The organism is Hohaiivirga grylli (genome assembly GCF_039655745.1).
GTDB lineage: Bacteria > Pseudomonadota > Alphaproteobacteria > Rhizobiales > Beijerinckiaceae > Hohaiivirga > Hohaiivirga grylli.
The window spans coordinates 114,922-139,562 of record NZ_JBBYXI010000001.1 but is presented as its reverse complement, the minus strand read 5'-3'; the positions used below and the strand labels follow the sequence as shown (position 1 = coordinate 139,562).

The 24,641-nt window shown below is 48.6% G+C and carries 20 protein-coding genes; 13 read left to right on the top strand and 7 right to left on the bottom strand.

The window, feature by feature from the left end; genetic code table 11:
* Positions 1 to 27: 27 nt before the first annotated feature.
* Positions 28 to 696, bottom strand: a complete 669-nt coding sequence (ccmB, locus tag WJT86_RS00510) for a heme exporter protein CcmB (protein ID WP_346335536.1) — start codon at positions 694 to 696, stop codon at positions 28 to 30.
* Entirely contained in the window at positions 696 to 1,337 is a 642-nt protein-coding gene (ccmA, locus tag WJT86_RS00505; RefSeq protein ID WP_346335535.1) for a heme ABC exporter ATP-binding protein CcmA, read from the bottom strand. Before ccmA ends, ccmB begins: the two co-directional genes overlap by 1 nt.
* Before the next feature lie 222 nt (positions 1,338 to 1,559).
* Here ccmA and acnA point away from each other — a divergent pair, with 222 nt between their 5' ends.
* The 13 genes from acnA (at position 1,560) to WJT86_RS00440 (ending at position 20,473) form a co-directional block, all read left to right on the top strand.
* Complete coding sequence (acnA, locus tag WJT86_RS00500; RefSeq protein WP_346335534.1) at positions 1,560 to 4,262, top strand: aconitate hydratase AcnA; 2,703 nt, start codon at positions 1,560 to 1,562, stop codon at positions 4,260 to 4,262.
* Positions 4,263 to 4,543: 281 nt separating this feature from the next.
* A complete protein-coding gene (locus WJT86_RS00495; protein WP_346335533.1) occupies positions 4,544 to 4,825 on the top strand; it encodes an acyl carrier protein in 282 nt (93 codons plus the stop codon).
* A gap of 188 nt (positions 4,826 to 5,013) precedes the next feature.
* Entirely contained in the window at positions 5,014 to 5,469 is a 456-nt protein-coding gene (locus WJT86_RS00490) for a 3-hydroxyacyl-ACP dehydratase FabZ family protein (RefSeq protein ID WP_346335532.1), read from the top strand.
* 54 nt (positions 5,470 to 5,523) lie between these two features.
* Positions 5,524 to 6,657, top strand: a complete 1,134-nt coding sequence (locus WJT86_RS00485) for a beta-ketoacyl-ACP synthase (RefSeq protein ID WP_346335531.1) — start codon at positions 5,524 to 5,526, stop codon at positions 6,655 to 6,657.
* A gap of 12 nt (positions 6,658 to 6,669) precedes the next feature.
* Positions 6,670 to 7,950 carry a beta-ketoacyl-ACP synthase gene (locus tag WJT86_RS00480; protein WP_346335530.1) on the top strand — a complete coding sequence of 427 codons (1,281 nt, stop codon included), beginning with the start codon at positions 6,670 to 6,672 and terminating at the stop codon, positions 7,948 to 7,950.
* Positions 7,947 to 8,693 (top strand): SDR family NAD(P)-dependent oxidoreductase, encoded by a 747-nt coding sequence (locus WJT86_RS00475; RefSeq protein ID WP_346335529.1) that lies wholly within the window; start codon positions 7,947 to 7,949, stop codon positions 8,691 to 8,693. The genes WJT86_RS00480 and WJT86_RS00475 overlap by 4 nt, the downstream gene beginning before the upstream one ends.
* A 136-nt stretch (positions 8,694 to 8,829) precedes the next feature.
* Positions 8,830 to 9,852 carry a zinc-binding dehydrogenase gene (locus tag WJT86_RS00470; protein ID WP_346335528.1) on the top strand — a complete coding sequence of 341 codons (1,023 nt, stop codon included), beginning with the start codon at positions 8,830 to 8,832 and terminating at the stop codon, positions 9,850 to 9,852.
* Between the two features lie 9 nt (positions 9,853 to 9,861).
* Complete coding sequence (locus WJT86_RS00465) at positions 9,862 to 10,785, top strand: lipid A biosynthesis lauroyl acyltransferase (RefSeq protein WP_346335527.1); 924 nt, start codon at positions 9,862 to 9,864, stop codon at positions 10,783 to 10,785.
* 96 nt (positions 10,786 to 10,881) lie between these two features.
* On the top strand, positions 10,882 to 12,666 hold the full coding sequence (gene ggt, locus WJT86_RS00460) for a gamma-glutamyltransferase (protein ID WP_346335526.1): 1,785 nt from the start codon (positions 10,882 to 10,884) through the stop codon (positions 12,664 to 12,666).
* A gap of 86 nt (positions 12,667 to 12,752) precedes the next feature.
* Entirely contained in the window at positions 12,753 to 13,391 is a 639-nt protein-coding gene (locus tag WJT86_RS00455; protein WP_346335525.1) for a LysE family translocator, read from the top strand.
* A gap of 214 nt (positions 13,392 to 13,605) precedes the next feature.
* Positions 13,606 to 15,030 carry a D-serine/D-alanine/glycine transporter gene (gene cycA / locus WJT86_RS00450; RefSeq protein WP_346335524.1) on the top strand — a complete coding sequence of 475 codons (1,425 nt, stop codon included), beginning with the start codon at positions 13,606 to 13,608 and terminating at the stop codon, positions 15,028 to 15,030.
* Positions 15,031 to 15,291: 261 nt separating this feature from the next.
* A complete protein-coding gene (locus WJT86_RS00445; protein WP_346335523.1) occupies positions 15,292 to 17,829 on the top strand; it encodes an autotransporter outer membrane beta-barrel domain-containing protein in 2,538 nt (845 codons plus the stop codon).
* 133 nt (positions 17,830 to 17,962) lie between these two features.
* On the top strand, positions 17,963 to 20,473 hold the full coding sequence (locus tag WJT86_RS00440) for an autotransporter outer membrane beta-barrel domain-containing protein (RefSeq protein WP_346335522.1): 2,511 nt from the start codon (positions 17,963 to 17,965) through the stop codon (positions 20,471 to 20,473).
* A gap of 50 nt (positions 20,474 to 20,523) precedes the next feature.
* On the opposite strand, the gene WJT86_RS00435 is transcribed toward WJT86_RS00440, so the two are convergent.
* From WJT86_RS00435 to thpR, 5 genes are all read right to left on the bottom strand, one after another.
* Positions 20,524 to 21,381 (bottom strand): patatin-like phospholipase family protein, encoded by an 858-nt coding sequence (locus tag WJT86_RS00435; protein WP_346335521.1) that lies wholly within the window; start codon positions 21,379 to 21,381, stop codon positions 20,524 to 20,526.
* Between the two features lie 32 nt (positions 21,382 to 21,413).
* Entirely contained in the window at positions 21,414 to 21,842 is a 429-nt protein-coding gene (locus tag WJT86_RS00430) for a hypothetical protein (RefSeq protein ID WP_346335520.1), read from the bottom strand.
* A gap of 11 nt (positions 21,843 to 21,853) precedes the next feature.
* Positions 21,854 to 23,158, bottom strand: a complete 1,305-nt coding sequence (rlmN, locus tag WJT86_RS00425) for a 23S rRNA (adenine(2503)-C(2))-methyltransferase RlmN (RefSeq protein WP_346335519.1) — start codon at positions 23,156 to 23,158, stop codon at positions 21,854 to 21,856.
* Between the two features lie 121 nt (positions 23,159 to 23,279).
* Positions 23,280 to 23,816 carry an invasion associated locus B family protein gene (locus tag WJT86_RS00420; RefSeq protein WP_346335518.1) on the bottom strand — a complete coding sequence of 179 codons (537 nt, stop codon included), beginning with the start codon at positions 23,814 to 23,816 and terminating at the stop codon, positions 23,280 to 23,282.
* 215 nt (positions 23,817 to 24,031) lie between these two features.
* Positions 24,032 to 24,568, bottom strand: coding sequence for an RNA 2',3'-cyclic phosphodiesterase (thpR, locus tag WJT86_RS00415; protein ID WP_346335517.1), 537 nt, complete (start codon positions 24,566 to 24,568; stop codon positions 24,032 to 24,034).
* Between the last annotated feature and the right edge of the window lie 73 nt (positions 24,569 to 24,641).

Sequence of the window (24,641 nt, the reverse complement as noted above, 5' to 3'; positions counted from 1 at the left end):
CATCACGCTTCACAAGTGTTTGAAGCCTTAGTCAGAAATTCGTAATGCGGCGGCGGCGCCGATTGTGCCGATCACCATGAAAATTAATGATAGCGCCACCAGAATCAGAAATGGTGTCATGAAAGCAATGGTGCCACCAAGAGCGGCATTGGTTGCAGACACGCCAAATATCAGGGTGGGAATCATCAAAGGCAGAACCAGAATAGCCAGAACCAGTCCGCCACGGCGGATCGAGCATGTCAGAGCTGCACCGATTGTGCCAATGAATGCAAGGGCAGGTGTTCCCACTAAGAGGGTGACGGACATCGCCAGCATACCTTCCGGGCTTAATGCGACCAACATTCCAAACAGGGGAGACGCAATGGCAAGTGGAATACCCGTTCCAAGCCAGTGAGCGATTGCCTTGGCAAAGACTACCGCTTCCAATGGGGCGGGAGATGAGCGCATTAGATCAAGAGAACCGTCTTCTTCATCTGCCTGAAACAGGCGATCAAAGCCGATAAGGGTGGCAAGAACGGCCGCAATCCACAAAATGGCCGGACCGATTTTTGAAAGCAGATTGAGATCAGGTCCTAATGCGAAGGGAATTAATGTCACCAGCATCAGAAAGAAAATCAGGCCAAGGGCTCCAGAACCACCGATACGGGCGGACAGCTTCATATCTCGGATGATCAGGGAAAGTATAATGCGAAACATCAGAAGCCCCCAGCCATCATATCGCTGTCAATTTCCTGAGGAGCCGGGCGTTCAATTCGTAATTCGCGTAAATTCACGAGGGGCATTTCCTGATGGGTTGCGGCCATGATCATCCCACCTTTTTCAACATGTTTGTTCATCATGTTGAAAAGAATTTTCTGAGAAGCCGTATCAAGAGCTGAGGTTGGCTCATCCAGAAGCCATAATGGCCTGTGCGCTACAAGAAGACGGGCAAGCGCAACACGGCGCTTCTGCCCGGCTGATAGATAGGCAACCGGCATATCAGCCGCATGTACAAGGCCAACATGCTCAAGCGCTTCAAGCGTTGAAAGGGCGGGGTTACCAAGAATTTCAGCAGCGAAATCAAGATTCTCCCGAGCCGTCATGACAGCTTTCAGAGCTTCCTTATGGCCGATGAGATGCAGGCACTCCGGTAATGTGCGATCTTGCACCCCGGAGAGATGGATTGTACCGCCTGAAGCCTTGAGACGGCCTGACAAAATGGCAAGTAGCGTAGATTTCCCGGCGCCATTCCGCCCTGTCACCACAAGGGACTGGCCTTCCTCTAACTTAAAGGAAACATTATCAAAAATGCGTCTGCCACCGCGAATGCATTTCAGATTTTCAACGATAAGCTGCAAGCTTGGTGCCCCATAGAAGTGGAATACTTTAGAACTAATCTTATTAATGTAGCGGGTTTGGATAAAATGATCTATACGCGGTTTTAGCTGCGCCGTACGTTTTTGGATAGGGGCCCTCGAAAGCCACTTTCTGTTAACGTCCATCTTTCCGGGCGCTCCCGGGGCGGCGCGCGCACTTAGCGCATTCGGCTGCGGATTCTCGAATTATGAAGGAGATGGCCCGTGTCGTCGCAGAACTCTTATAAAGCTGAGCAGAAGCTCACCGTTGGGTCCAAGACCTATACTTATTACTCCCTCGTTGAGGCCGAAAAGAACGGTCTTAAGGGAGCATCAAACCTGCCTTTCTCAATGAAGATCCTTCTCGAAAACCTTTTGCGTTTCGAGGATAATCGTACAGTCATGAAAGAAGATGTGGCTGCGATTGTTGGCTGGCTTGATAACCGTGGCAAGCTGGAAAAGGAAATTGCCTATCGTCCAGCCCGCGTCCTGATGCAGGACTTCACCGGCGTTCCAGCTGTTGTTGACCTTGCTGCCATGCGTGATGCCATGAAGGCTCTGGGTGGTAACCCTGAAAAGATTAATCCATTGGTACCAGTTGATCTGGTGATCGACCACTCGGTTATCGTTGATGAGTTTGGTACACCAAACGCTTTTGCAGATAACGTTGAGCTCGAATATAAGCGCAATGGTGAGCGTTACCGCTTCCTGAAATGGGGCCAGAGCGCATTCAAAAACTTTTCCGTGGTTCCTCCCGGAACAGGTATCTGCCATCAGGTTAACCTTGAGTATCTTGCCCAGACTGTCTGGACAAAGCAGGAAAATGGCAACGAGATTGCCTATCCGGATACACTGGTTGGTACCGATTCCCACACCACGATGGTCAATGGCCTTGGCGTTCTTGGCTGGGGTGTTGGTGGTATTGAGGCTGAGGCTGTTATGCTTGGTCAGCCGATTTCCATGCTTATTCCGGAAGTTATTGGCTTCAAGCTTGTTGGTAAGCTTAAGGAAGGCATCACGGCAACCGATCTCGTGCTGACAGTAACCCAGATGCTTCGTAAAAAGGGTGTTGTTGGTAAGTTCGTTGAATTCTTTGGCCCTGGCCTCAATGATATGACTGTTGCTGACCGTGCAACCATCGCCAATATGGCGCCTGAATACGGTGCAACCTGTGGTCTGTTCCCGATCGATAAGCGTACAATTGATTATATGCGTACATCCGGTCGTTCTGCTGAACGTATTGCTCTGGTTGAGGCTTATGCCAAGGCTCAGGGTATGTGGCGTGATGAAAACACAGCTGATCCGGTCTTCACGGATACGCTTGAACTCAATCTTGCCGATGTTGAACCATCTCTCTCCGGTCCAAAGCGTCCGCAGGATAAGGTTCTTCTTGAAACAGCAGCAAAGGAATTTGCTGAGGTTATGGACAAGGAGTTCAAGAAGGCTGCAGAGATCGGCAAGCGCGTAAAGGTTGAAGGTACAGATTATGATCTTGGTCACGGCGACGTTGTGATTGCCGCGATCACATCCTGTACCAATACATCTAACCCAAGTGTTATGCTTGGTGCTGGTCTTCTGGCCCGCAACGCAGTTGCCAAGGGACTCAAGAGCAAGCCTTGGGTCAAGACATCGCTGGCCCCTGGGTCTCAGGTTGTTGAAGAGTATTACAAGAAAGCCGGCTTGAAGGGTGATCTTGATGCGCTTGGCTTCAATCTGGTTGGCTTTGGTTGCACGACCTGTATTGGTAACTCTGGCCCACTGCCGGAAATCATTTCCAAGACCATCAATGAGAACGACCTGATCGCTGTATCGGTACTATCCGGTAACCGTAACTTCGAAGGTCGCGTCAATCCTGATGTTCGTGCCAACTATCTGGCTTCTCCGCCATTGGTTGTTGCTTACGCACTGGCTGGTTCTCTGAATGTCGATCTGACGAAGGATCCGCTGGGTACAGGCAGTGATGGTAAGCCGGTTTATCTCAAGGATATCTGGCCAACGACTGCTGAAATTCAGGAATTCGTTCAGAAGAATGTGACGAATGAACTGTTTGAAAGCCGTTATGCTGACGTCTTTGCCGGTGACGAGCACTGGCAGAAGGTTGAAGTTAATCCAAGCCAGACCTACGCCTGGGATATGGGTTCAACCTATGTTCAGCATCCGCCATACTTTGAAGGCATGACCAAGGAGCCGAAGCCTGTTGAGGATATCGTCAATGCACGTATTCTCGGCCTGTTCCTCGATTCCATCACAACCGACCATATCTCTCCTGCCGGTAACATCCGCGCCAATTCTCCGGCCGGTAAGTACCTTATGGACCGTCAGGTCGCTGTTGCTGACTTCAATCAGTACGGCACACGTCGTGGTAACCATGAAGTCATGGAACGCGGTACATTCGCTAACATCCGTATCAAGAACCAGATGGTGAAAGATGCGGACGGCAATGTGGTTGAAGGTGGCTATACCCTCCATCAGCCATCGGGTGAGCAGATGTTCATCTTTGATGCTGCTGCAAAGTACAAGCAGGAAAAGGTTCCGCTGGTTGTTATGGCTGGTAAGGAATACGGCTCCGGCTCATCCCGTGACTGGGCTGCTAAGGGACCAAATCTTCTCGGTGTTCGTGCTGTTGTTGCCGAAAGCTTTGAACGTATTCACCGTTCCAACCTGATTGGTATGGGTATTCTGCCTCTGGTCTTCCAGAATGGCGAAAGCTGGCAGAGTCTCGGTGTTAAAGGCAATGAGACTGTAACGATCCGTGGTCTTTCCGGCGATATCAAGCCGCGTCAGATCATGACTGCTGAAGTCAAATTTGCTGATGGTTCCGTCAAGAATGTCGAGCTGCTTTGCCGTATCGATACGCTTGATGAACTGGAATACTTCCGTAACGGCGGTATTCTCCAGTACGTTCTGCGCCAGCTGGCCGCTGCCTGATTTTAAAGGGTAATCTGATTATGAAACCCGGGAGCATCGCTTCCGGGTTTTTTATATTCGCACGATCAGTTGATACAGGCGAATGATATGAGCTGGTATGTTTATGGGATAAGTTGGTCTAGATTTGCCGTCAATTCTGATGCTGGGCTTGCGATAGTTCACAGCTTAATGTAATGCCTGTGACATAAGGTTCACATAATTATGGTCGCGTTAACGGATTGTACAAAGACTGCCGTTAAGAGAAAGCCATAATAAATAGATAGACTAGGAAAGAGACAAAAATGTCTTCCACTTTCGAAACCGTTGCAGGAATCATTGCTGAAACAGCTGATATTCCGCGCGAAAAGATTACAGCTGATAGCCACGCTATTGATGATCTTGGTATTGATTCTCTTGCATTCCTCGATATCGCTTTCGCTATCGACAAGGCTTTCGGCATCAAGTTGCCGCTGGAGCAGTGGACGCAGGAAGTGAACGAAGGCAAGGTTCAGGCTGAAGAATATTTCGTTCTGAAGAACCTGTGCGCTCGTATTGATGCACTTGTTGCTGAAAAGAACGCTTGAGTTTAAAAGCTTTTACCTTTCTTAGGTTTCGCCCCGCGACTGTTGGCGGCATGGAAACACTTGAAGGTAGGGTCTTGTGAAATGACGGGGTTGTTGCTTATAAGCAGCAACCCCGTTATTCGTTTAAACGGTTCATTTTTAAGTCTGCTTCGTTTATGTCGGCAGACCTCACACTAGTCAGGTGAATTATGCGGCTCGAATATTTCGAGATGATCGATCAGGTGATCGATTTCGACAAGGAAGCAAAAACTATTGAGACGCGGGCCATTGTTCCGGATGAAAGCCCTGTTTTTGAAGGGCATTTTCCCGGGCATCCACTGGTTCCAGGAGTTTTGCTGACAGAGACAATGGCTCAGGCTTCCGGATATCTTATCCTTGGCATGATGGATTATACCCATATGCCTTTCCTGATGGCCGTTGATAAGGCGCGTTTCCGCACCTTTGTCGGCCCTAAAACCGAGTTAACAGTAACAGCTAGCTTTGAGCATGAAGGTTCGGGTTACGCCGTAACCAAAGCCAAGATTTCTGCTGAAGGCAAAGCAATTTGTGATGCAGAACTGCGTTTTCGGATCATGCCTTTCCCGGAAGGTATGGATGCCCTGATTAAGGAACGTGTTCGCAAAATTGGCCTTCTGAAAGACTGATCTCTTTTAAAAGGTATATGAAGCAAAGGCGGATGGCAGCCGCTTGAGTTGGAGATGGCAATGCATGATGTAGTTGTAACCGGCGTTGGAATCGTGTCCTGCGCTGGCGAGAGCATCGAAGCGCACCTTGAGGCTTTGGTGTCCAAGGCGCAGCCGAAGACTGATGGCGACATGTTCCCGTCTTACTGGATTCACCCGGTTGGGGCAGTGGAGTATGACAAACAGATTCCGAAAAAATCTGATCAGCGACAGATGGAACCATGGCAGAGACTGGGTGTCTATGCTGCTGGTCTGGCTCTTGATTCCGCTGGGGTCAAAGAAGATGTCGAACTCAAGCATAATATGCATCTGATCGTTGCTGCCGGTGGTGGTGAGCGTGATTATGCCGTTGATGGCCAGATTCTGACAGGCATGCGTGATGCCGCAAATCCGGGTGCCTATCTCAACGAACGTCTGATGAATGACATTCGCCCAACACTCTTTCTGGCTCAGCTGTCAAACCTTCTGGCCGGCAATATCTCGATCGTTCATGGTGTGACAGGTGCTTCCCGCACATTCATGGGTGAAGAAGCCTGTGGTATCGATGCTATCCGCATTGCTCATGGCCGCATCCGTGCCGGACAGACTGACAGCATTCTGGTTGGTGGTTCTTATAATGCTGAACGCCCCGATGCTTTGTTAATCCATGAAATGGGCGGATACCTCTGGAAGAAGCCTTTCCGTTCTGTCTGGGAACGTGACGCTGAGGGCGGTGGTTTTGTTCTTGGTAGCGGTGGCGCATTCATCATGCTTGAATCGCGCGAGCACGCTGAAAAACGCGGCGCAACCATTATGGCAAAGCTTGAAGCTGTTTCCAGTGATCGTTCTGTTCGTACGAGTGGTAGCGTTAAAAAAGCTTTGACCAAAGCTTGGAATGATGTTGGCGCCACAGCTTCTGCAACAGTTTTCTCGGGTGCAACAGGCGTTGCAGGTATTACAGCTGAAGAGCAGAAAGCTCTCTCAGGTCTGGCCAGCAATGGTAAAATCCATGCTCTTGGTGATCTTGTTGGCCATACAATTGAAGCCCAGACAACGATGGGGGCAGTTCTCGGCGCTGCCCAGATTCACAAGGGTGATATCAATGAAGCGGTTGTGACTATGGTTGGTCATCGCCGTGGTGAAGGCGCTCTGCGTCTTGTGAAAGCTTAAGGAGGCGGCACAATGGCAAATACTGATAAGCATGGCCGTACTCTTGTTGCCGTTACCGGTATTGGAATGGTGACAGCCCTTGGTCAGGGCAAGGATGATAACTGGGCAGCGCTCACATCGGGCCGTTCCGGTATTCACCGCATTACCCGTTTCCCGATTGATGGTCTGCGCACCACAATTGCCGGTACGGTTGATTATCTGAGACCGACACCATCCTGTGCTCCTGTTATCTCAGAACAATTGGCAGACATGGCTGCTGAAGAAGCTGTTTCGCAGTCAGGTATTGGCAGCAAGGGTGATTTCCCGGGTGCCTTGTTTATGGCTGTCCCGCCTGTCGAAATGGAATGGCCACAGCGTGAGGCGCTGGCTAAAGCTTCCGGGCAGACAGGTGATATTACATACACAGATCTACTGAAGGGTGCTGCAACCGGTCAGTTCAAATCCTGGCACGAGCTGTTTATCTTCGGGACTGTTGCTGACAATATCGCTGAAAAATACGGCACAAAAGGCTCACCTATCTCCCTGTCGACAGCTTGCTCTTCAGGGGCAACGGCAATTCAGCTGGGTGTTGAAGCTATTCGTCGTGGTGATACGGATGCAGCCCTTTGCATCGGTACAGATGGTTCTGTCACACCTGAGTCGCTTATTCGCTTCTCGCTTTTGTCTGCTCTTTCAACTCAGAATGATGATCCTGAAAAGGCTTCAAAACCTTTCTCGAAAAATCGTGATGGCTTTGTCATGGGTGAAGGCGCAGCTGCCCTTGTGCTTGAGAATGCTGATAAGGCAAAGGCACGTGGTGCCAAAATTCTTGGTTACATCATTGGTTGTGGTGAAAAGGGTGATGGTTTCCACCGTACCCGCTCAAGCCCGGATGGTACGCCGATTATTGCGGCCATTAATGATGCTTTGCAGGACGCTGGTGTAACGCCACAGCAGATTGATTATATCAACGCTCATGGCACCTCGACTCCTGAAAACGATAAGATGGAAGCCCTTGGTTGTATGACGGTCTTTGGTGATCACATGCAGAATGTGCCAATTTCTTCCAATAAATCGATGATTGGCCACACGTTGACAGCAGCGGGTGCAGTAGAGGCTGCAACATCTCTGCTGACAATTCTAAGCGGTCGTATTCCCCCAACCATCAACTATGAGAATCCTGATCCGACAATTCCATTGGATGTTGTGCCGAATGTGGCCCGGGATGCTCAGGTGACTTGCGTTCTCTCCAATTCCTTCGGGTTTGGTGGTCAGAACACCTGTCTCGTTATCTCTGCGGAGCCTGTTGTATGAGTAAGCGTATCCTTGTAACCGGTGGAGCTAAAGGCGTTGGCGGGGCTATCGTTCGCGCCCTTGCCACAAATGGTTATGATGTTGATTTCACCTATCGCTCTTCTGGCGCTGCGGCTCTTGAACTGGCAAAGCAGCTTTCCGAAGAGACTGGCCGTCAGATCAATGCCACAGAGCTTGATCTGTCTGATCGCGCTGCGCTTGATGCCTTCTGCGAAAAGCTTCAGGAAGAAACCTGGTATGGTTTTATCCATAATGCCGGGCAGCCTTATGATGCTCTTGCAGCCATGATGGCTCAGGATAAGGCTGAAGCTGCCATGCAGGTAAACTTCTGGTCTCTGACCCAGATTGTGAAATCTGTTATCCGCTCTATGATGCGTGCCCGTGAAGGCCGAATTGCTGTTATGGGTTCAGTAACAGCTTTGCACGGCAGTCAGGGTAATGCCGCTTATGCAGCTTCAAAAGGCGCGATGCTTTCCTACTGCCGGACATTAGCTGTTGAATCTGCAAAGCGTGGTATCACCGTCAATTATATTGCCCCCGGCTTTATCGATACCGACATGATGGCTTCTTACGCAGCCTATCGTGAAAATATGGAAAAGCAGATTCCGGCTGGTCGTTTTGCTAAAACAGAAGAAGTTGCAGCGCTTTGCGCTTTTCTGATGGCAGAGACATCAGCCTATATCAATGGCGCCTATTTGCCGATTGATGGTGGTTTAACGGCTATGACAGGCGTACATCGCTAAAAGCCTGTCTTACCGTCGCACTTACCAACTAGGGCTTGCCAAGCGGCCTTTGTAATTGTAATCCCCTTATTAGGTTTTAGCCGGATGAAGCGTTAAACTTCATCCGGTTCTATTTGTTTATTTGGGAAGTAATCATATGCGCGCACTTCAGCTGTTCGGCGATCGCGATCTGAGAATCGTAGAAGTTGAAAATCCGTCAGCACCAGAAGCCGGTGAAGTCCAGATCAGGGTTAAGGCTGTTGGTCTCAACCACATTGACGTCTGGGGTTACCGTGGCATGGCTTTTGCCAAGCGCAAACTTCCTCTTAGCATTGGTGCTGAAGCCTCTGGTGAAATCGTCTGCGTTGGTGAGGGCGTCACAAATGTGAAGCCGGGCCAGAAGGTTGCCATGTATGGCGCCAAGACATGTGGCGAATGCCCGGCCTGTAAGGCTGGCCGTGATAACCTTTGTGAAAACGTTGGTGGTGTTTACGGCTTCCATATTGATGGTTTCGGTCAGGAACTTATCAATATGCCAGCACGTCTGGTTATTCCTGTTCCAGATAACGTTTCATTTGAAGATGCAGCTTGCGCCCCAATCGCTTTCGGTACCGTTCAGCATATGCTGTTTGATAACGCCAAGCTTTTACCGGGTGAATCCATTCTGGTTCATGCTGGTGGCTCTGGTATCGGTACAACGGCCATTAAGATGGCTAAGGCTATTGGCTGTACAATTTACGCAACTGTTGGCGATGATGAAAAGGGTGCAAAGGCTAAAGAGCTTGGCGCTGATTTCGTGATCAATTACCGCACTGAACGTTTTGAAGGCGAAGTTCGTCGCCTGACAAAGCGCAAGGGTGTTGATGTTGTATTTGAACACGTTGGTGTTGATACTTGGAACGGCAGCCTCCTGTGCCTGAAGCGCGGTGGCCGCTTGGTAACCTGTGGTTCAACAACCGGTGTTTCTACAACCATGAACCTGATGCAGCTCTTCCAGCAGCAGTACAAGATTTTTGGCTCTTTCGGTTGCACTATCCGCAACATTAGCGAGTCACTGGAAAAGATGTCTGGGGGCATGAATCCGGTTATCGATACCGTGTTCCCGCTTGATGATTATGCCACGGGGCTGGAACGCCTTGAAGGCCGTAAGGTCTTCGGTAAGATTCTGGTTTCGCTCTGATACATGATAATGAGTCGTTCTAAACGCAGTCTGCTTTCACGGCTGAGTGAGCTGGTGATGGTTGGCATCGTTCGCGGTGTCTTCGGTTTCCTGCGTTTGCTCGGACCTGAACGTTCGAGTGCGCTTGGCGGCTTTCTGACGCGTACTCTTGGCCCGATCTTGCCTGTCAATAAAGTCGCTATGGCGAATTTACGGGCAATCTTCCCTGACATGGATGAGGCTGAGCGTAAACGGATTGCCAAGGGCGCTTGGGAGAATCTTGGCCGGGTTGGTACGGAATACGCGCATCTTAGTACGCTGTTCGATTACGAATATGGCTCAGACAACGTTGGCCGCATTGAGGTTGATGGTATTGAGCATTTTATTGATCTGCGTGAAGACGGCAAGCCCGGGCTGATTTTCTCAGCTCATCTTGCCAATTGGGAACTACCGGCAATCTGTGCTGCCAAATATGATCTTGAGACGACAGCAGTATTCCGTGCGCCGAATGATCCCGGTATTGCACGGGTTCTCCATGAAATCCGCTCCGGGACGATGGGTAACCTTGAAGCGGCGCGACAGGGTGCAGCTTTCGCGTTTCACTCTGCTCTTGAGCGTGGTGGGCATCTCGGTATGCTGATTGACCAGCATTTTACACGTGGTGTGAAGGTAAACTTCATGGGGCGTGAATGTATGGTAAACCCGATCATGGCAAAATTTGCCCGCCAGTTTGATTGTCCGGTTCATGGTGTACGCGTGATCCGTCTGCCAAATCTTCGTTTTCGCTTGCAGTTGACCCCACCGCTTGATCTTCCGCGTGATGAGGAAGGTCTGGTTGATGTGCAAGGGGCTATGCAGATGATGACCGATGTTGTCGAGGAATGGGTGCGGGAATATCCAGAGCAATGGCTCTGGATGCATCGTCGCTGGCGCCCGCTGCCAAAGGCAAAGTAATTTCTTTTTTACCGCATTAGTCTTTTGGTTGATTGTTTCGATACAATAGTCGTCGCACTCTTTGATCCCTTGTGACATACGGATTAAAAGAGAATCATGCGCTCCAGATCTCCTACCCAATACATCACTTTACGTGGCCTTTTGTTATCAGCAGCATTTGCCGTTGCGGTTTTTAAACCGATAACAGGCTCTACTCAGACGACATTGGCTCCGGCTCCTGAAGCTTCAAGCGGTCGCAATTTCCACCCTGCAGCTCATTCTAAGCAGGATATGATTGCGGCCGCTAACCCGTTAGCTGCCGCAGCTGGGCGTGAAATTCTCGCAGAAGGTGGCAGTGCGGTTGATGCCGCCATTGCAGCGCAAATGGTTCTCAATCTTGTTGAGCCACAAAGCTCGGGTATCGGTGGCGGCCTGTTTCTGGTGCATTGGGATAAAGCTGAGAAGAAAGTCAGTACAATTGACGGGCGTGAAACGGCTCCATCGAGCGCAAAGCCTGATCTCTTTATGATGGCAGATGGCAAGCCGATGCCATTTTATGAGGCGGTTGTTGGTGGCCGCTCAGTTGGCACACCGGGCACATTGCGGGCGCTGGAGCTGGCCCATAAAAAATGGGGCAAACTACCATGGGAGCGTCTCTTCCAACCCGCAATTAAACTGGCTGAAGATGGTTTTACAGTCTCTCCCCGTTTGAGCGGGGCTATTGCGAGAGATAAATATCTTGCAGCCAATCCGGTTGCCAAGGCTTATTTTTACGATGAAACCGGTAAGGCAAGAGACGTTGGGTTCATCTTAAAGAATCCAGCTTTGGCAAAAACCTTCAAAGCAATTGCAGAAAAAGGGGCTGATGTCTTTTACTCTGGTGATATCGCGAAGGATATCGTGAATACCGTTACGTCTCATCCGAAAAACTCCGGTTTTCTCAGCCTCTCTGATCTTAAAGCTTATAAAGCAATTGAGCGTGAGGCATTGTGCAGCCCTTATCGCGATTATGTGGTCTGCAGCATGCCGCCGCCAAGCTCTGGTGGTATTGCGGTATTGCAGGCACTCGGTATTCTCCAACGCCATGACATGACGAGTTTTTCTGAAAACCCGGGGCCTAATTCCACCCATTGGATTTCAGAAGCTGAGCGCCTTGCTTTTGCTGATCGTAATCTCTACGTGGGTGACCCGGGTTTTGTTGACGTGCCGTCAGAAGGCCTGCTGGATAAAAATTACCTTGCCAGCCGGGCAGAGCTGATTGACCCGAAAAAATCCATGGGTAAGGCCAAAGCTGGTACCCCTCCCATGAAAAAGACGATGTTATTTGCCCCATCAGATGGCATTGAACATGGTACAAGTCACCTTGCGATCATTGACCGCTTTGGTAATGCCGTTTCCATGACCACAACCATCGAAGATGGCTTTGGCTCACGACAGATGACAAAGAGTGGCTTTTTGCTGAATAATGAGCTGACTGACTTTAATTTCTCACCAACCGAAGAAGACAAGCCGGTTGCAAATCGCGTGGAGCCGGGAAAACGGCCCCGCAGTTCTATGGCACCAGCTATCGTCTTTGATAAGAACGGTGATCTGTATGCGGTTGTCGGCTCTCCCGGTGGTAGTCAGATTATCCCTTATGTAACAAAGACCCTTGTTGCATTGCTGGATTGGAAATTTGACCCACAGGTTGCCGTTGATCTTCCAAATGCGGGCAGTCGTAATGGTCCAACCGAACTTGAAGCCGGAACAGAAGCAGAGGGCTGGAAGGCTGCTCTGGAAGCGCTTGGGCATGAGGTAAAGCTCATGGAGCAGAATTCCGGTATTCAGGCGATTGTTGTAACGCCTGAAGGCTTTACGGGCGGTGCAGACAGCCGTCGTGAAGGCGTGGCTATCGGGAATTAATATTACCCAATGACATGCGGATAACTGACACTCTTTAAAAGGTGTCAGTTATCCGTTAGAAGCATAGTTGTTCTATAGGTGCTTCTATGTTTTTTCTGCCTGATCTTTCTGTTCTTCTCAGCTTTTCTGTTGCGTGCTTTCTGCTATTTATCACGCCAGGCCCTGACATGAGTCTGTTTTTAGCTAAGACATTGTCGAGTGGTCGGAAAGCTGGTTTTGCCTGTTTGGTTGGAGCTCTTCTTGGCTGCGGTATGCATACCATATTGGCAGCGCTCGGTATTTCAGCACTTTTACATGCTTCTGAAGTTGCCTTCTCTGCTTTGAAAATTATTGGTGCCGTGTATCTGCTCTGGCTGGCCTTTAATGCTATTCGCAGTGGCTCAACATTCCGACTGCAGGTGGAAAAGAAGCAAGAAGTTTCATTCTGGCAGAACATGCTGGTGGGTATCGGGATTAATCTGTCAAACCCGAAAGTTGTCCTGTTTTTTGTAACGTTTCTGCCTCAGTTCGTTCAGGCAGGGGATCCGCATACCCCTTCAAAGCTGCTCTTCCTTGGTATTTTCTTTATGATGATATCTGGCCCATTATGCGTTTTATTAATCCTTGGTGCCAATAAGGTTACGTATATCCTGCAGAGTAAACCAAAAATTTTGCGGGTTATTGATTATAGTTTTGCCGGGATTTTTGGTGCTTTTGCTTTAAGGATGCTGACCCTTGGGCGGTAGTTGATCATATCAACACCCGTAGATTGGGTTCATCGTCAATATGCTCGCAACTCCGGTTATTGATACCATCAGTGTTATCAATATTGTTTATTGCATTATGTAATGAACGCTGCAAAATCGATAATGTTCTGTATGAAAAACTATTAATAATCACGTAATTGAAAGGGTTTGCCTGCAGAGTTCTCATAGCAGGCATCCCGGAAAGTGCTAAAAAATGTCTGACAAGGGATTAAATCCTTCTGTCTCCGGGGAGGAGACATCTGATGGACAGGGGCTCCAGCGTAATCTGACCAACCGCCATATCCAGCTGATTGCAATCGGTGGTGCCATTGGAACAGGGCTTTTCATGGGCTCTGGTAAAACAATTCAGCTGGCGGGTCCGTCTATCATCTTCGTTTATATGATTATTGGATTTGTACTCTTCTTTGTTATGCGCGCCATGGGCGAGCTGCTTTTATCAAACCTCCAGTATAAGTCCTTTACTGATTTTGCTGCTGATCTTTTAGGGCCGTGGGCTGGCTATTTTACTGGCTGGACATATTGGTTCTGCTGGGTTGTTACGGGTATGGCCGATGTTGTGGCGATCAGTCATTACTGTCAGTTCTGGTATCCGGATATGCCAAACTGGATATCCGGATTAGCCTGTATCTTGCTATTACTGGTTCTCAATCTGGTCACGGTAAAAATGTTTGGTGAGCTGGAATTCTGGTTTGCCATGATCAAGATTGTTGCCATCGTTGCCTTGATTGTGATTGGCGGTATTCTGGTTACAACGCATTTTCAGTCTCCAACGGGAACTGCGGCAACTCTTGATAATTTATGGAACCATGGCGGGATGTTCCCGAAAGGGATAATGGGCTTCTTCGCAGGTTTCCAGATCGCTATTTTTGCCTTTGTTGGTATTGAGCTTGTCGGAGCAACGGCTGCTGAAGCTAAAGATCCTTACAAGACTCTGCCAAAAGCCATTAATTCCATCCCAATCCGTATTATCATGTTCTATGTTTTTGCACTGATCATGATTATGTCTGTGACCCCATGGAACTTGATTGAAGCTGGTAAAAGCCCGTTTGTTGAAATGTTTGTTCTTGTCGGATTGCCGGCAGCAGCAGGGATTATCAATTTTGTTGTGCTGACATCGGCAGCATCTTCTGCCAACAGCGGCATCTTCTCAACAAGCCGAATGCTTTATGGCTTGGCAAAAATGGGTGATGCGCCGGGTAGCTTTGGTAAATTATCCAAGAGGTTTGTTCCTTCAAATGGATTGATGTTCTCGTGCATCTGTCTGCTTGGTGGTGTGGTTCTTGTTTTCCTCATCCCTGATGTTGTTACGGTTTTCACATTGGTGACGACAGTTTCTGCCATTCTATTCATGTTTGTATGGAGTATCATTCTTGCTTCATATCTCGTGTATAGAAGGCGTCGGCCGCAGCTTCACCAGAGCTCAACTTACAAAATGCCATTCGGTATTCTTATGAGCTGGGTTGCTCTTGCCTTCTTTGCAGGTGTGATTGTTCTGCTTACATTCGAACAGGATACACGCGAGGCATTGATTGTTACACCGCTGTGGTTTGTCATCCTTGCCATCGGATATTTCTTCCGTAACAAGAAGCAGGATGCTCTTGCAAAAGAGACTCTCTAAAAGCTCTCATTTGCGGATCTGGAGCGAAGTATACCTTCGGCCGTAACGTCACTGTTTCTATTCAGGCCGATTTAAGCCTAAGGTATCAATTTTGATATTAATAAAAAATTCAAAGCAGGTATTAATTCTGCTTTGAATTGTATTTATTTTATTAATACATTTGTGAATTCGTATATCTTATATAATTCTTGACAATTAACGTTACGTTTATGTAAAAGCCCAACAAATATATACAATATCAATGCTTGTTTGGGGCATATAATGAATTATAAAATCTTGGGAGTTTCTTCCCTTGCGCTGCTTATTGCCGCTCTTTCAGGTGGTGTGTCATCCGCAAGTATCTGTACTACAGGCCATACGGATATTGGCCTAATGGATGGTCGTATTAGCAATATGACCATGGATAGTACGATGTGCTATGAGCTGACGGCTCATGATGGTTCTGATGGTATTACGACACCTTATACTCATATTGCTACAAATGTGACGATAGAGTCGGGAGCGATTTTATCCGTTCTTGGTATTCTTAATGATTCAACTGCGAAAAGTGGTTCCCTACTTTACGCAACAAAAGACCCTCGTATTGCTTGGGATGACTATATATCAGGAGTTCCGGCAACCATTAACAATACTGTTATTGAAAGTGGTGCTCGCATCTATGCATTGTCTGGCGGGACACTGCAGAATTCTACAGTATATGGCATAGCCTATATTTCTCAGCAAGATACGGCTGAGGCTGGGTATGGGGTGAACAATACTGTTGGTAATGGTGGTGTTTATTATACTTATCTTAATGGGCAGTCCCAAGGGACCAAAGTTCTCTCTGGCGGCATAGAATATGTGCAACAGAATGGTATTTCTACCGGTAGTGTCATTACTGAAGGTGGTGCTCAGTATGTTCGGAGCTCCGGTACCTCAACAAGTGCAACTGTTGAGAATGGCGGTAAGCAGGTTGTATCCGCTTCTGGCGTATCCAATTCGGCAATCATTAATGCTGGCGGTGTTCAGAACATTTATGATTCAGGAACTGCCAGAGGTGCAACTGTTAGTGGTACCCAGAATATTTACATGGGCACGGCGACTGCAGGCGCAGCCTATAATACCAAACTGACAGAATCTGGTAGCCAGCACGTTATGGCTGGGGCTTCTGCAATCGATACCGAGCTATACGGTACATCAACACAGATGATCTATGTTGATGGTATTGCACAGAATGCAACAGCTTATGATCAGTCAGTAGTTGCTGTTGCACCTGGTGCACGCGCTCAAGGTGTTACAAGTCTGAATGATCAGGCGACACTGAAGCTTTATGCTGCTGATACAGGCGGTAGCGCAGCTGAAAACGTTGTGCTGAATGGTGAAAGCGCTGTTGTTTCTATCGTTGGTGGTGAAAGCAATCAGAGCTCTGTACTGATTGAGAATCTGTCCGGTACTGGGCAGGTCAAATTTGCAAATGTAGCTAATGTAGCACCTTATGGTGTTGTCAATATCGTGAACCTCTCCGGTAATGTTCAGTTCATCTTCAGAACTTCAATTGCAGAAGGTCTGGGTGATTACGTCAATATTCAGAATGGTACAGGCACTCACCATGTGACAGTTATGGATAGTGGTGCGGAGATTACGTCACCAATATCCACCTCGCTTGATCTGATTACGGATGCAAGCAAGGGCGCTGCTTTCGGGTTGGTAAACCTTAATGGTGTTAACATCAACGCTGTTGATGGTGGTACTTATATGTACACCCTTAATAACCGCGATGAAGCTGAAGGTCGTATCTGGTATCTCGGTGCTTATGATGTACCTAAGCCGGATCCAGGTACGAAGGTTGATCCAGATGTTGATCCTGTGCCATCTCCTGCACCACAGGTTACTGACCTGCGCACAACACCCTCGACGGATGCTCTGATTTCGATGTCGGTTGCACCGGGTATGATGTTTGCGAATGAGCTGGGTAACCTGCGCTTCCGTAAGGGCGATCTCGGCTTCATGTCCGACAGTCAGCGTAAGGGTGGTGTCTGGGCCCGTGTGATTGGTTCCAGCGCAACATACAGCCCGAGTGTTGCCAAGTTCCGCATGCAGCAGGAAGGCTTTGAAGCCGGTACTGATTATCTGTTTGATATGTCAGGTGGTAAGGGCCTTATTGGTGTGTTTGCCAGCTACTCACAGGCCGACATCAAGCACAAGCGTGGTGGAACCAGCCGTATCGGCAGCACCAGCGTTGGTCTGCAGCTTGGTTACTTCGCCGACAATGGTTTCTATGTTGACGGTATCCTGAAGTACAACAACTTCGACAATGATCTTCGTGCAATCTCGACGAATGGTTATTCTGTTTCAGGCAGCTATGACCGGAATGCTTTTGGTGGTTCATTAGAGGCAGGTTATGCGAAGGAGTTCTCGAACGGTTGGTTCATAGAGCCTTATGTCAAGCTGACGTATTTCTCGGTTGAGGGAAAGACGGTTCATCTCAGCAATGGGATGAAGGGCAAGATGAGTGCGTATGAATCCCTGACCTCAGAGATTGCACTGACCATCGGCAAGACGATCAAGACGGAAGATGTGATCTGGAAGCCATACGTTACTGCAGGCTGGTCTTATGAGTTCATGGACAGCAACAAGGTTGTTATCAATGATCTCAACCAGTTCAACACGAACTTCACTGGCAGCATGGGCCGCATTGGTGTTGGTGTGAGTGCGCAGCTGAAATCAGGTTTCCTGATTTATGGTGAAGTTAACTACCGTGCGGGTCGGAATGTCACCGCCCCGGTTCAGGCCAACTTCGGTCTCAGATATCAGTTCTAATAGTATATATTAATAAATCTCCTCATTATAATTGAGGGGATTTATTAAATATTTTGCATTTGAATATTATATAATAATTTGATATAGCTTTATATAAATATCTAAAAATAAATATTCTTTGAGGGCATTTGCTTTGAAAATAAATTTCTCTGGCGTATCGCTTGCGGTATTGGTTTCTTCGTTTATATCTGGTTCTGCTTTTGCAGCAGAACCTTTTTGTAAATCATATCATACATTAATAGGCCTTACTGGTGATTCTGATGGTTACAGTGTAACCGGTACCCAATGTCTTGAACTGGCAGCATCGCAATATGAAAATGGTGGTTATGCCAGAACCGCAAATAATATGACTATTGAAAATCAAGGCAAATTAAGCGTCCTTGGTTTTCTGACAAATTCGACAGTTAAGAGTGGCGGATATGTTGTTGTATCCAAGACGACTCATATTGCCGTTGATGGTTATGATCAGACAGTTCCGGCACTGGCTGATAATATTACCATTGAAAAGGGTGGTTTGCTGTATGCCTTTGATGGCGGTACTTTGCAGAACTCAACCATTTATGGACAGGCGAACATTTATTACGCCAACCTGAATGAAACGGGCCGTGGTATTAATAATACCGTTGCTAGTGGTGGTGTTTATTATACGTATTTAGGTGCTCAGTCAGATGGGACAAAAGTCCTTGCTGGAGGTAATGAATACGTTCAGACAAATGCAACCTCCAATGGTTCCATCATCTATTCTGGCGGAGCCCAGCAGGTTAGCAGTTTCTCGACTGCAAATAATGCGCGTATTGAGGCTGGTGGATCTCAGTATGTTATCGGAAATGCCGAAGCGCATAATACGATTGTCGCTGGCGGTGCGCAGTATGCCTATAAGGCATCTAGCGGTACGACAGGTGCCGGACTAGTCGGTCTTCTTTATAATTCTACGGTTTCAGGTAATGGTCGCCAGCAGATACAGGATGGCGGTCTAGCATTTGATACGACATTTTATGATCAGTCTTTCCAGCTGGTTTATGCCGATTCAATAACTCATAATACCTATCTGCACGATTCAACGATTTCAAAGATTTATGACGGTGGTCAGGCGACTGGTGAGATGCAGGTTTATGATCAGTCAGAACTGCAACTCGTCGCTGCGGCAACAAATGGGGCGTTTGCTGAAAATGTTCAGCTTAATGGAGAGAATACCAAAGTTGTTGTTCTATCCGGTACAGATGATCAGGATAGCGCTTCTATCGGTACATTAAACGGGAATGGCATAGTCTATTTCCGCCATGATACTGAAAATTATGTACGTTTAAACGTTGATAATCTTTCTGGTAGCATGCTCTTTCGCTTCAGCACATCAATAGCCGATGGACGGGGAGACTATCTGACAATTCAGAATGGTTCTGGTTCACACCAGGTTGTTGTGATGGACTCTGGTGCAGAGATTACCTCTCCAGCAACCACAACACTTGATCTGATTACGGATGCCAGTGCAGGTGCTTCGTTTAGTCTTGCCAGTTTAACGGGTGTGAATACGGCTGCTGTTGATGGTGGTACTTATATGTATACCCTCAACAACCGTGATGAAGCAGCAGGCCGTATCTGGTTCCTTGCGGCAGGTTATGTTGAAAATCCTCCGCCTGTTGTTCCACCAACAGTTGATCCGGTTCCAACACCGACACCAGAACCAGTTCCAACACCATCTCCTGCACCACAGGTTACTGATCTGCGTACAACGCCTTCGACGGATGCTCTGATTTCGATGTCAGTTGCGCCGGGTATGATGTTTGCAAATGAACTGGGTAACCTGCGCTTCCGCAAGGGCGATCTTGGCTTTATGTCCGACAGTCAGCGTAAGGGTGGTGTCTGGGCCCGTGTGATCGGTTCCAGTGCAACATATAGCCCGAGTGTCGCCAAGTTCCGCATGCAGCAGGAAGGCTTTGAAGCCGGTACCGATTATCTGTTTGATATGTCAGGTGGTAAGGGCCTTGTTGGTGTGTTTGCCAGCTACTCACAGGCAGATATCAAGCACAAGCGTGGTGGAACCAGCCGTATCGGCAGCACCAGTGTTGGTCTGCAGCTTGGTTACTTCGCCGACAATGGTTTCTATGTTGACGGTATCCTGAAGTACAACAACTTCGACAATGATCTTCGTGCGATCTCGACGAATGGTTATTCTGTTTCAGGTAGCTATGACCGGAATGCTTTTGGTGGTTCATTAGAGGCAGGTTATGCGAAGGAGTTCTCGAACGGTTGGTTCATAGAGCCTTATGTGAAGCTGACGTATTTCTCGGTTGAGGGAAAGACGGTTCATCTCAGCAATGGGATGAAGGGCAAGATGAGTGCGTATGAATCCCTGACATCAGAGATTGCGCTGACGATTGGCAAGACGATCAAGACGGAAGACGTGATCTGGAAGCCATACGTTACGGCGGGCTGGTCTTATGAGTTCATGGACAGCAACAAGGTTGTTATCAATGATCTCAACCAGTTCAACACGAACTTTACGGGTAGCATGGGCCGCATTGGTGTTGGTGTGAGTGCGCAATTGAAATCAGGCTTCCTGATTTACGGTGAGGTCAACTACCGTGCGGGTCGTAATGTCACCGCACCGGTTCAGGCCAACTTCGGTCTCAGATATCAGTTCTGATTATTCCCTATAATAAACCCGCTCTCTCTTAATGGGATAACGGGGCATTCCTAAGCCATGGAGTTTATTCTCTGTGGCTTTTCTTTTAGGGACAGTTCAATTTGGCGTTTCAAGGTGTCCTTGATCGCTTCCGATGCGGTTAGAACTTTTTGGGCTGCAAAGAAATCAAGCATTCTGAAATGGTCAACGTCCGGCTTCAGGAGAATATCCGGTTTCCGGCTTTTCAGCTTTTCCGTGATGATTGCACCCTGCAGCAGCTGAAGGGATCCAAACATGATGGCAAAGCCATTCGGGCTTTGACTGACTTCGGCGTGTGGGCCACCTGTAACATCAACCGCGATGGTAAAATCCTTTTCAGAACCGATAATGTCGAAAGGTAGAGGGTTGATGGTTCCGCCATCTATCAGGATACGCTCCTGATAATGGACTGGTTTGAACGCACCGGGAATAGCGATGGATGCCGCAATAGCGGGCAAGAGCTCACCCTTGGTAAAGACGAGCTGGTCTCTGGCGTGAAAATCTGTTGCAACAGCATGAAGAGGGATATCAAGTTCTTCAAACTGCCGGGGAACAGTTGTAGGCCAAAACCTGCTAAGCAGTTTCTCACCGTCCAGCAGAAGCGGGTTTCCGTTTTTAAAGCGGCCGAGACGGACAGATATCACTGCTGTTGCGACGGTTGTTTTCTTTGAGGCAAGCTCAAGAATGAATTGGCGAATATCCTTGCCGCTCATGCCCCCGGCATAGCAGGCACCAATGACAGAGCCAATGGAAGCACCAACGATATTGGCAGGGCGCAGACCAAGCTCGTCTAGGGTCTCAAGAACCGGGATATGAGCAAGGCCACGCGCGCCACCTGCACCCAGAACAAGATGGAAAGTATCAGTTGATTTTTTAACCTGGGATTCCATATGTCTGCCCGTGTTCATTGGTTATTGCGGGTTCAGGATTTCTTCCCGGCGAGCACCCAATAAACAAAGCCGATGATGCCACCAACAATTGCAAGATAAGCGGCAACCCTAAACTCACCCGCTGTCGGCTCACTGAGTTGTGCACGCATTAGCCAGGGGATGATACCGGACAGGATAGCTGTCCCTGTGATGTACCAAAGGCCAGCTCGTATTTTGAGCAATTCGCCAATTAATGCCGTCAGCAGAATTGGGCCCAGCAGCAATAGGGTTATGAACTTCCCAAATGCTTTGAAGGTGACAAGCATAACCTCAATCGGGTCTGGTGCATCAGCCAGAGCATTCATGAAATGGAACGCACCGGATGCGAGTGTATCCCCTGCGAGAAAAGACAGGAAAACCAGTGCGAATGTTCCAAACAGAACCGCGGCAATCAGGGCCAGAAATATCCGGATGAAACGCATCAGGAGGCTGCTCATGTCCGGTCGTGATTGTGGCTTGCCGGATCGTCCGGATTAAGCCCTTCCAGAAGCATCCTTGCGCGCGCACTCAGCTTTTCTGTCTGGCTCTTCAGCTGACCGCAAGCCGCCAGAATATCCCGCCCGCGTGGTGAGCGTACAGGAGATGCATAACCGGCTCTGAAAACAATCTCGGAGAAAGCCTCAATCCGGCTCCAGTCGGAGCACTCATACTTGCTGCCCGGCCATGGATTGAACGGAATGAGATTGATCTTGGCTGGAATGCCTTTGAGAAGCCGCACCAGTTCGCGGGCATCCGCATCTGAATCGTTGACGTCTTTCAGCATAACGTACTCAAAAGTAATACGCTTTGCGTTTGAAAGGCCCGGGTACGCCCGGCAGGCATCCAGAAGCTCGGCAATCTTGTACTTGCGATTAACGGGTACGAGGACATCGCGCAGATCATCGCGTACAGCATGGAGTGAAATCGCCAGCATCGGGTTGGCTTCTTCACCGAGGCGTTCAATCTGTGGGACGACACCGGATGTTGAAACGGTAATGCGACGGCGGGAAAGGCCAAGACCTTCATTATCGCTGAGAACATCAATAGACTTCATGACGTTGTCAGGATTAAACAGAGGCTCGCCCATACCCATATAGACAATATTGGAAATGTAGCGATTACCCTCATGCGGGACAAAAGCGCCGACAGGTGGTTCCTGATGAGGCCAGTCACCAAGCAGATCGCGGGCAACAACGAGCTGTGCAGCGATCTCGGCTGATGTCAGATTACGGACAAGGCGCTGTGTACCTGTATGGCAAAAAGCACATGTCAGGGTACATCCAACCTGACTGGAGACACAAAGCGTGCCTCTGTCGGTTTCCGGGATGTAGACACATTCAATTTCGGCGCCCTTATCATGAGGGCCGGTTTTCTGCATGCGCAGGAGCCACTTGCGGGTACCATCCTTGGAGACCTGCTCTGATACAACTTCCGGACGATCAAGTGTGAAGACTTCTGTAAGTTTGGTTTTCAGTGCCTTGCCGACATTTGTCATTTCATCAAAGCTTTTGGCACCACGGAAATAGATCCAGTGCCAAAGCTGGGTTGTGCGCATGTTCAGTTCGCGCTCAGGTACCTCAGCGTCGTGGAAAAGCTTGTATTTGATCTGACCGCGTGTAAGCCCGACAAGTGAAGGACGCCCAACACTTTCGCCAGCCTCAACAACATGATCGGCAATCTTTTCGATGCCATCAATGGTTGGCTGGGCTGTTGCTGGAACAACGGGTTCTGTCTGGGCGAGTGTAGGCTCCGCCGCCATGTGCTTAAACCTTGAAAACTTATTGAGAAGGCCGGCTTATAACATGGTATTGAGGAAATGTCAGGGCAAACTGATTTAAAAATGATAATGGCCGGATTTTTGATCCGGCCATTGGTTTTTCTTATCTGCCGCATTCCTTTTTGGCGCGGTTGAAAGCAGCTGTAAAGCCGCTGAGAGAATAACGGTCTGTCGTTTTATTCCCACGACCGGAGGTGACTTTAACCTCCATGGACTGGCCCTTCTGCATACCTGCAATAACGGAAGGCTCTTCGTTGGAGCTCTTCAGCCAGACGTTTGGCCCTTTAGCAAGCAGATCAAAGTTGCTGGAACCGATGGTCAATTGCCCGCCGACATCTTCCTTGGCTGGGAAGCCGACAACGATTGCCAGTTCGCCGTTGATTTTTTCAGCAGGACGGAAAGAAACGAATAGATAGCCCGGATCACGGTTCAGACCAGCTGGAAGACGCTCTTTCGGCTGGGAAAGAGCATAGCAGACCTTCGATTTACCGGAGCTTGCCGTATAGACACTCCAGTCACCGGATGTTGTGACCAGCGTTGCCTGACCACCACTCTGTGCCTGTGCCGTTACCGCGAAAGCAGACAGTACAAGAGGAAGAGCGAAGAGGCCGAGACGGCGCAGGGATTTGGTGTTTTTCATCGTAAGCACCTTAAACGCAATGAACAGACAAGGCGGGAGAAAACATAAAAGAAGGTTTTGTCCGCCTTATGGAAAAGGAGTTGCCTCAAAAGCTGAACTTCGAGACCATATGATGGCGAAAACTACCCTTTTATGATTAACAAAAGGTACCTTTTCTGAAAATTTTCTGATTTTTAAGGGCGAAACATGGTGGAAAAGCCCTTTACGGCACCTAATTACGCCAATGGATAAGCCGCCTCGACCACATATGGCCCCCCGCCAACCGAATCGCGGGATGAATAAAGAACGAATCGTTTTGCCGAAAATGTTATGCGGGGAATTTGTCCGAATGCATTCATGTATTCAGCAACATCCAAAGGTGAGCCATGTCGTAATCTTGCAAGGGTCACATGAGGGACAAACTTGCGGGCTTCGGCAGCAACACCCACGCGTCTGAGTAAGCGTTCCTGTTCAGCCTGAAGGTTAAGAAGCGCACTGTTTGGCTGAATTTTAACAATAATGGAACGGGGCCTGTCACTGCCAAAGGTTGCCAGTTCACCAACTGAGATGGTCAGTTCACCATATCTGCGGCAGTCTCCAAGAACTGAGAAGACCTCATGTGCCGTGGCGCGGTCGATGTCACCGATAAATCTTAGGGTAATGTGATAGTTTTCGGGGTCAATCCAACGGGCGCCAGATAAGCCACCACGTAGCATGGATAGTTGCAGAGCAACTTCAGGCGGGATTTCCAGACCGGTAAAAAGGCGTGGCATTTGTGTCCCTCCGATATATGCGTCTGCGGCAGTCATTACACCGCAGACGCTCTTTTATAATCAACTAGTCAGG

What these genes read in the sequence shown, in the direction of transcription:
- thpR (WP_346335517.1), bottom strand. Translation starts at nt 24,568, where the DNA reads ATGCCACGCCTTTTTACCGGTCTGGAAATCCCGCCTGAAGTTGCTCTG.
- WJT86_RS00470 (WP_346335528.1), top strand. Translation starts at nt 8,830, where the DNA reads ATGCGCGCACTTCAGCTGTTCGGCGATCGCGATCTGAGAATCGTAGAA.
- cycA (WP_346335524.1), top strand. Translation starts at nt 13,606, where the DNA reads ATGTCTGACAAGGGATTAAATCCTTCTGTCTCCGGGGAGGAGACATCT.
- WJT86_RS00420 (WP_346335518.1), bottom strand. Translation starts at nt 23,816, where the DNA reads ATGAAAAACACCAAATCCCTGCGCCGTCTCGGCCTCTTCGCTCTTCCT.
- WJT86_RS00445 (WP_346335523.1), top strand. Translation starts at nt 15,292, where the DNA reads ATGAATTATAAAATCTTGGGAGTTTCTTCCCTTGCGCTGCTTATTGCC.
- WJT86_RS00480 (WP_346335530.1), top strand. Translation starts at nt 6,670, where the DNA reads ATGGCAAATACTGATAAGCATGGCCGTACTCTTGTTGCCGTTACCGGT.
- WJT86_RS00495 (WP_346335533.1), top strand. Translation starts at nt 4,544, where the DNA reads ATGTCTTCCACTTTCGAAACCGTTGCAGGAATCATTGCTGAAACAGCT.
- ggt (WP_346335526.1), top strand. Translation starts at nt 10,882, where the DNA reads ATGCGCTCCAGATCTCCTACCCAATACATCACTTTACGTGGCCTTTTG.
- WJT86_RS00485 (WP_346335531.1), top strand. Translation starts at nt 5,524, where the DNA reads ATGGCAATGCATGATGTAGTTGTAACCGGCGTTGGAATCGTGTCCTGC.
- WJT86_RS00475 (WP_346335529.1), top strand. Translation starts at nt 7,947, where the DNA reads ATGAGTAAGCGTATCCTTGTAACCGGTGGAGCTAAAGGCGTTGGCGGG.
- ccmB (WP_346335536.1), bottom strand. Translation starts at nt 696, where the DNA reads ATGTTTCGCATTATACTTTCCCTGATCATCCGAGATATGAAGCTGTCC.
- WJT86_RS00490 (WP_346335532.1), top strand. Translation starts at nt 5,014, where the DNA reads ATGCGGCTCGAATATTTCGAGATGATCGATCAGGTGATCGATTTCGAC.
- WJT86_RS00465 (WP_346335527.1), top strand. Translation starts at nt 9,862, where the DNA reads ATGAGTCGTTCTAAACGCAGTCTGCTTTCACGGCTGAGTGAGCTGGTG.
- WJT86_RS00430 (WP_346335520.1), bottom strand. Translation starts at nt 21,842, where the DNA reads ATGCGTTTCATCCGGATATTTCTGGCCCTGATTGCCGCGGTTCTGTTT.
- rlmN (WP_346335519.1), bottom strand. Translation starts at nt 23,158, where the DNA reads ATGGCGGCGGAGCCTACACTCGCCCAGACAGAACCCGTTGTTCCAGCA.
- WJT86_RS00455 (WP_346335525.1), top strand. Translation starts at nt 12,753, where the DNA reads ATGTTTTTTCTGCCTGATCTTTCTGTTCTTCTCAGCTTTTCTGTTGCG.
- WJT86_RS00435 (WP_346335521.1), bottom strand. Translation starts at nt 21,381, where the DNA reads ATGGAATCCCAGGTTAAAAAATCAACTGATACTTTCCATCTTGTTCTG.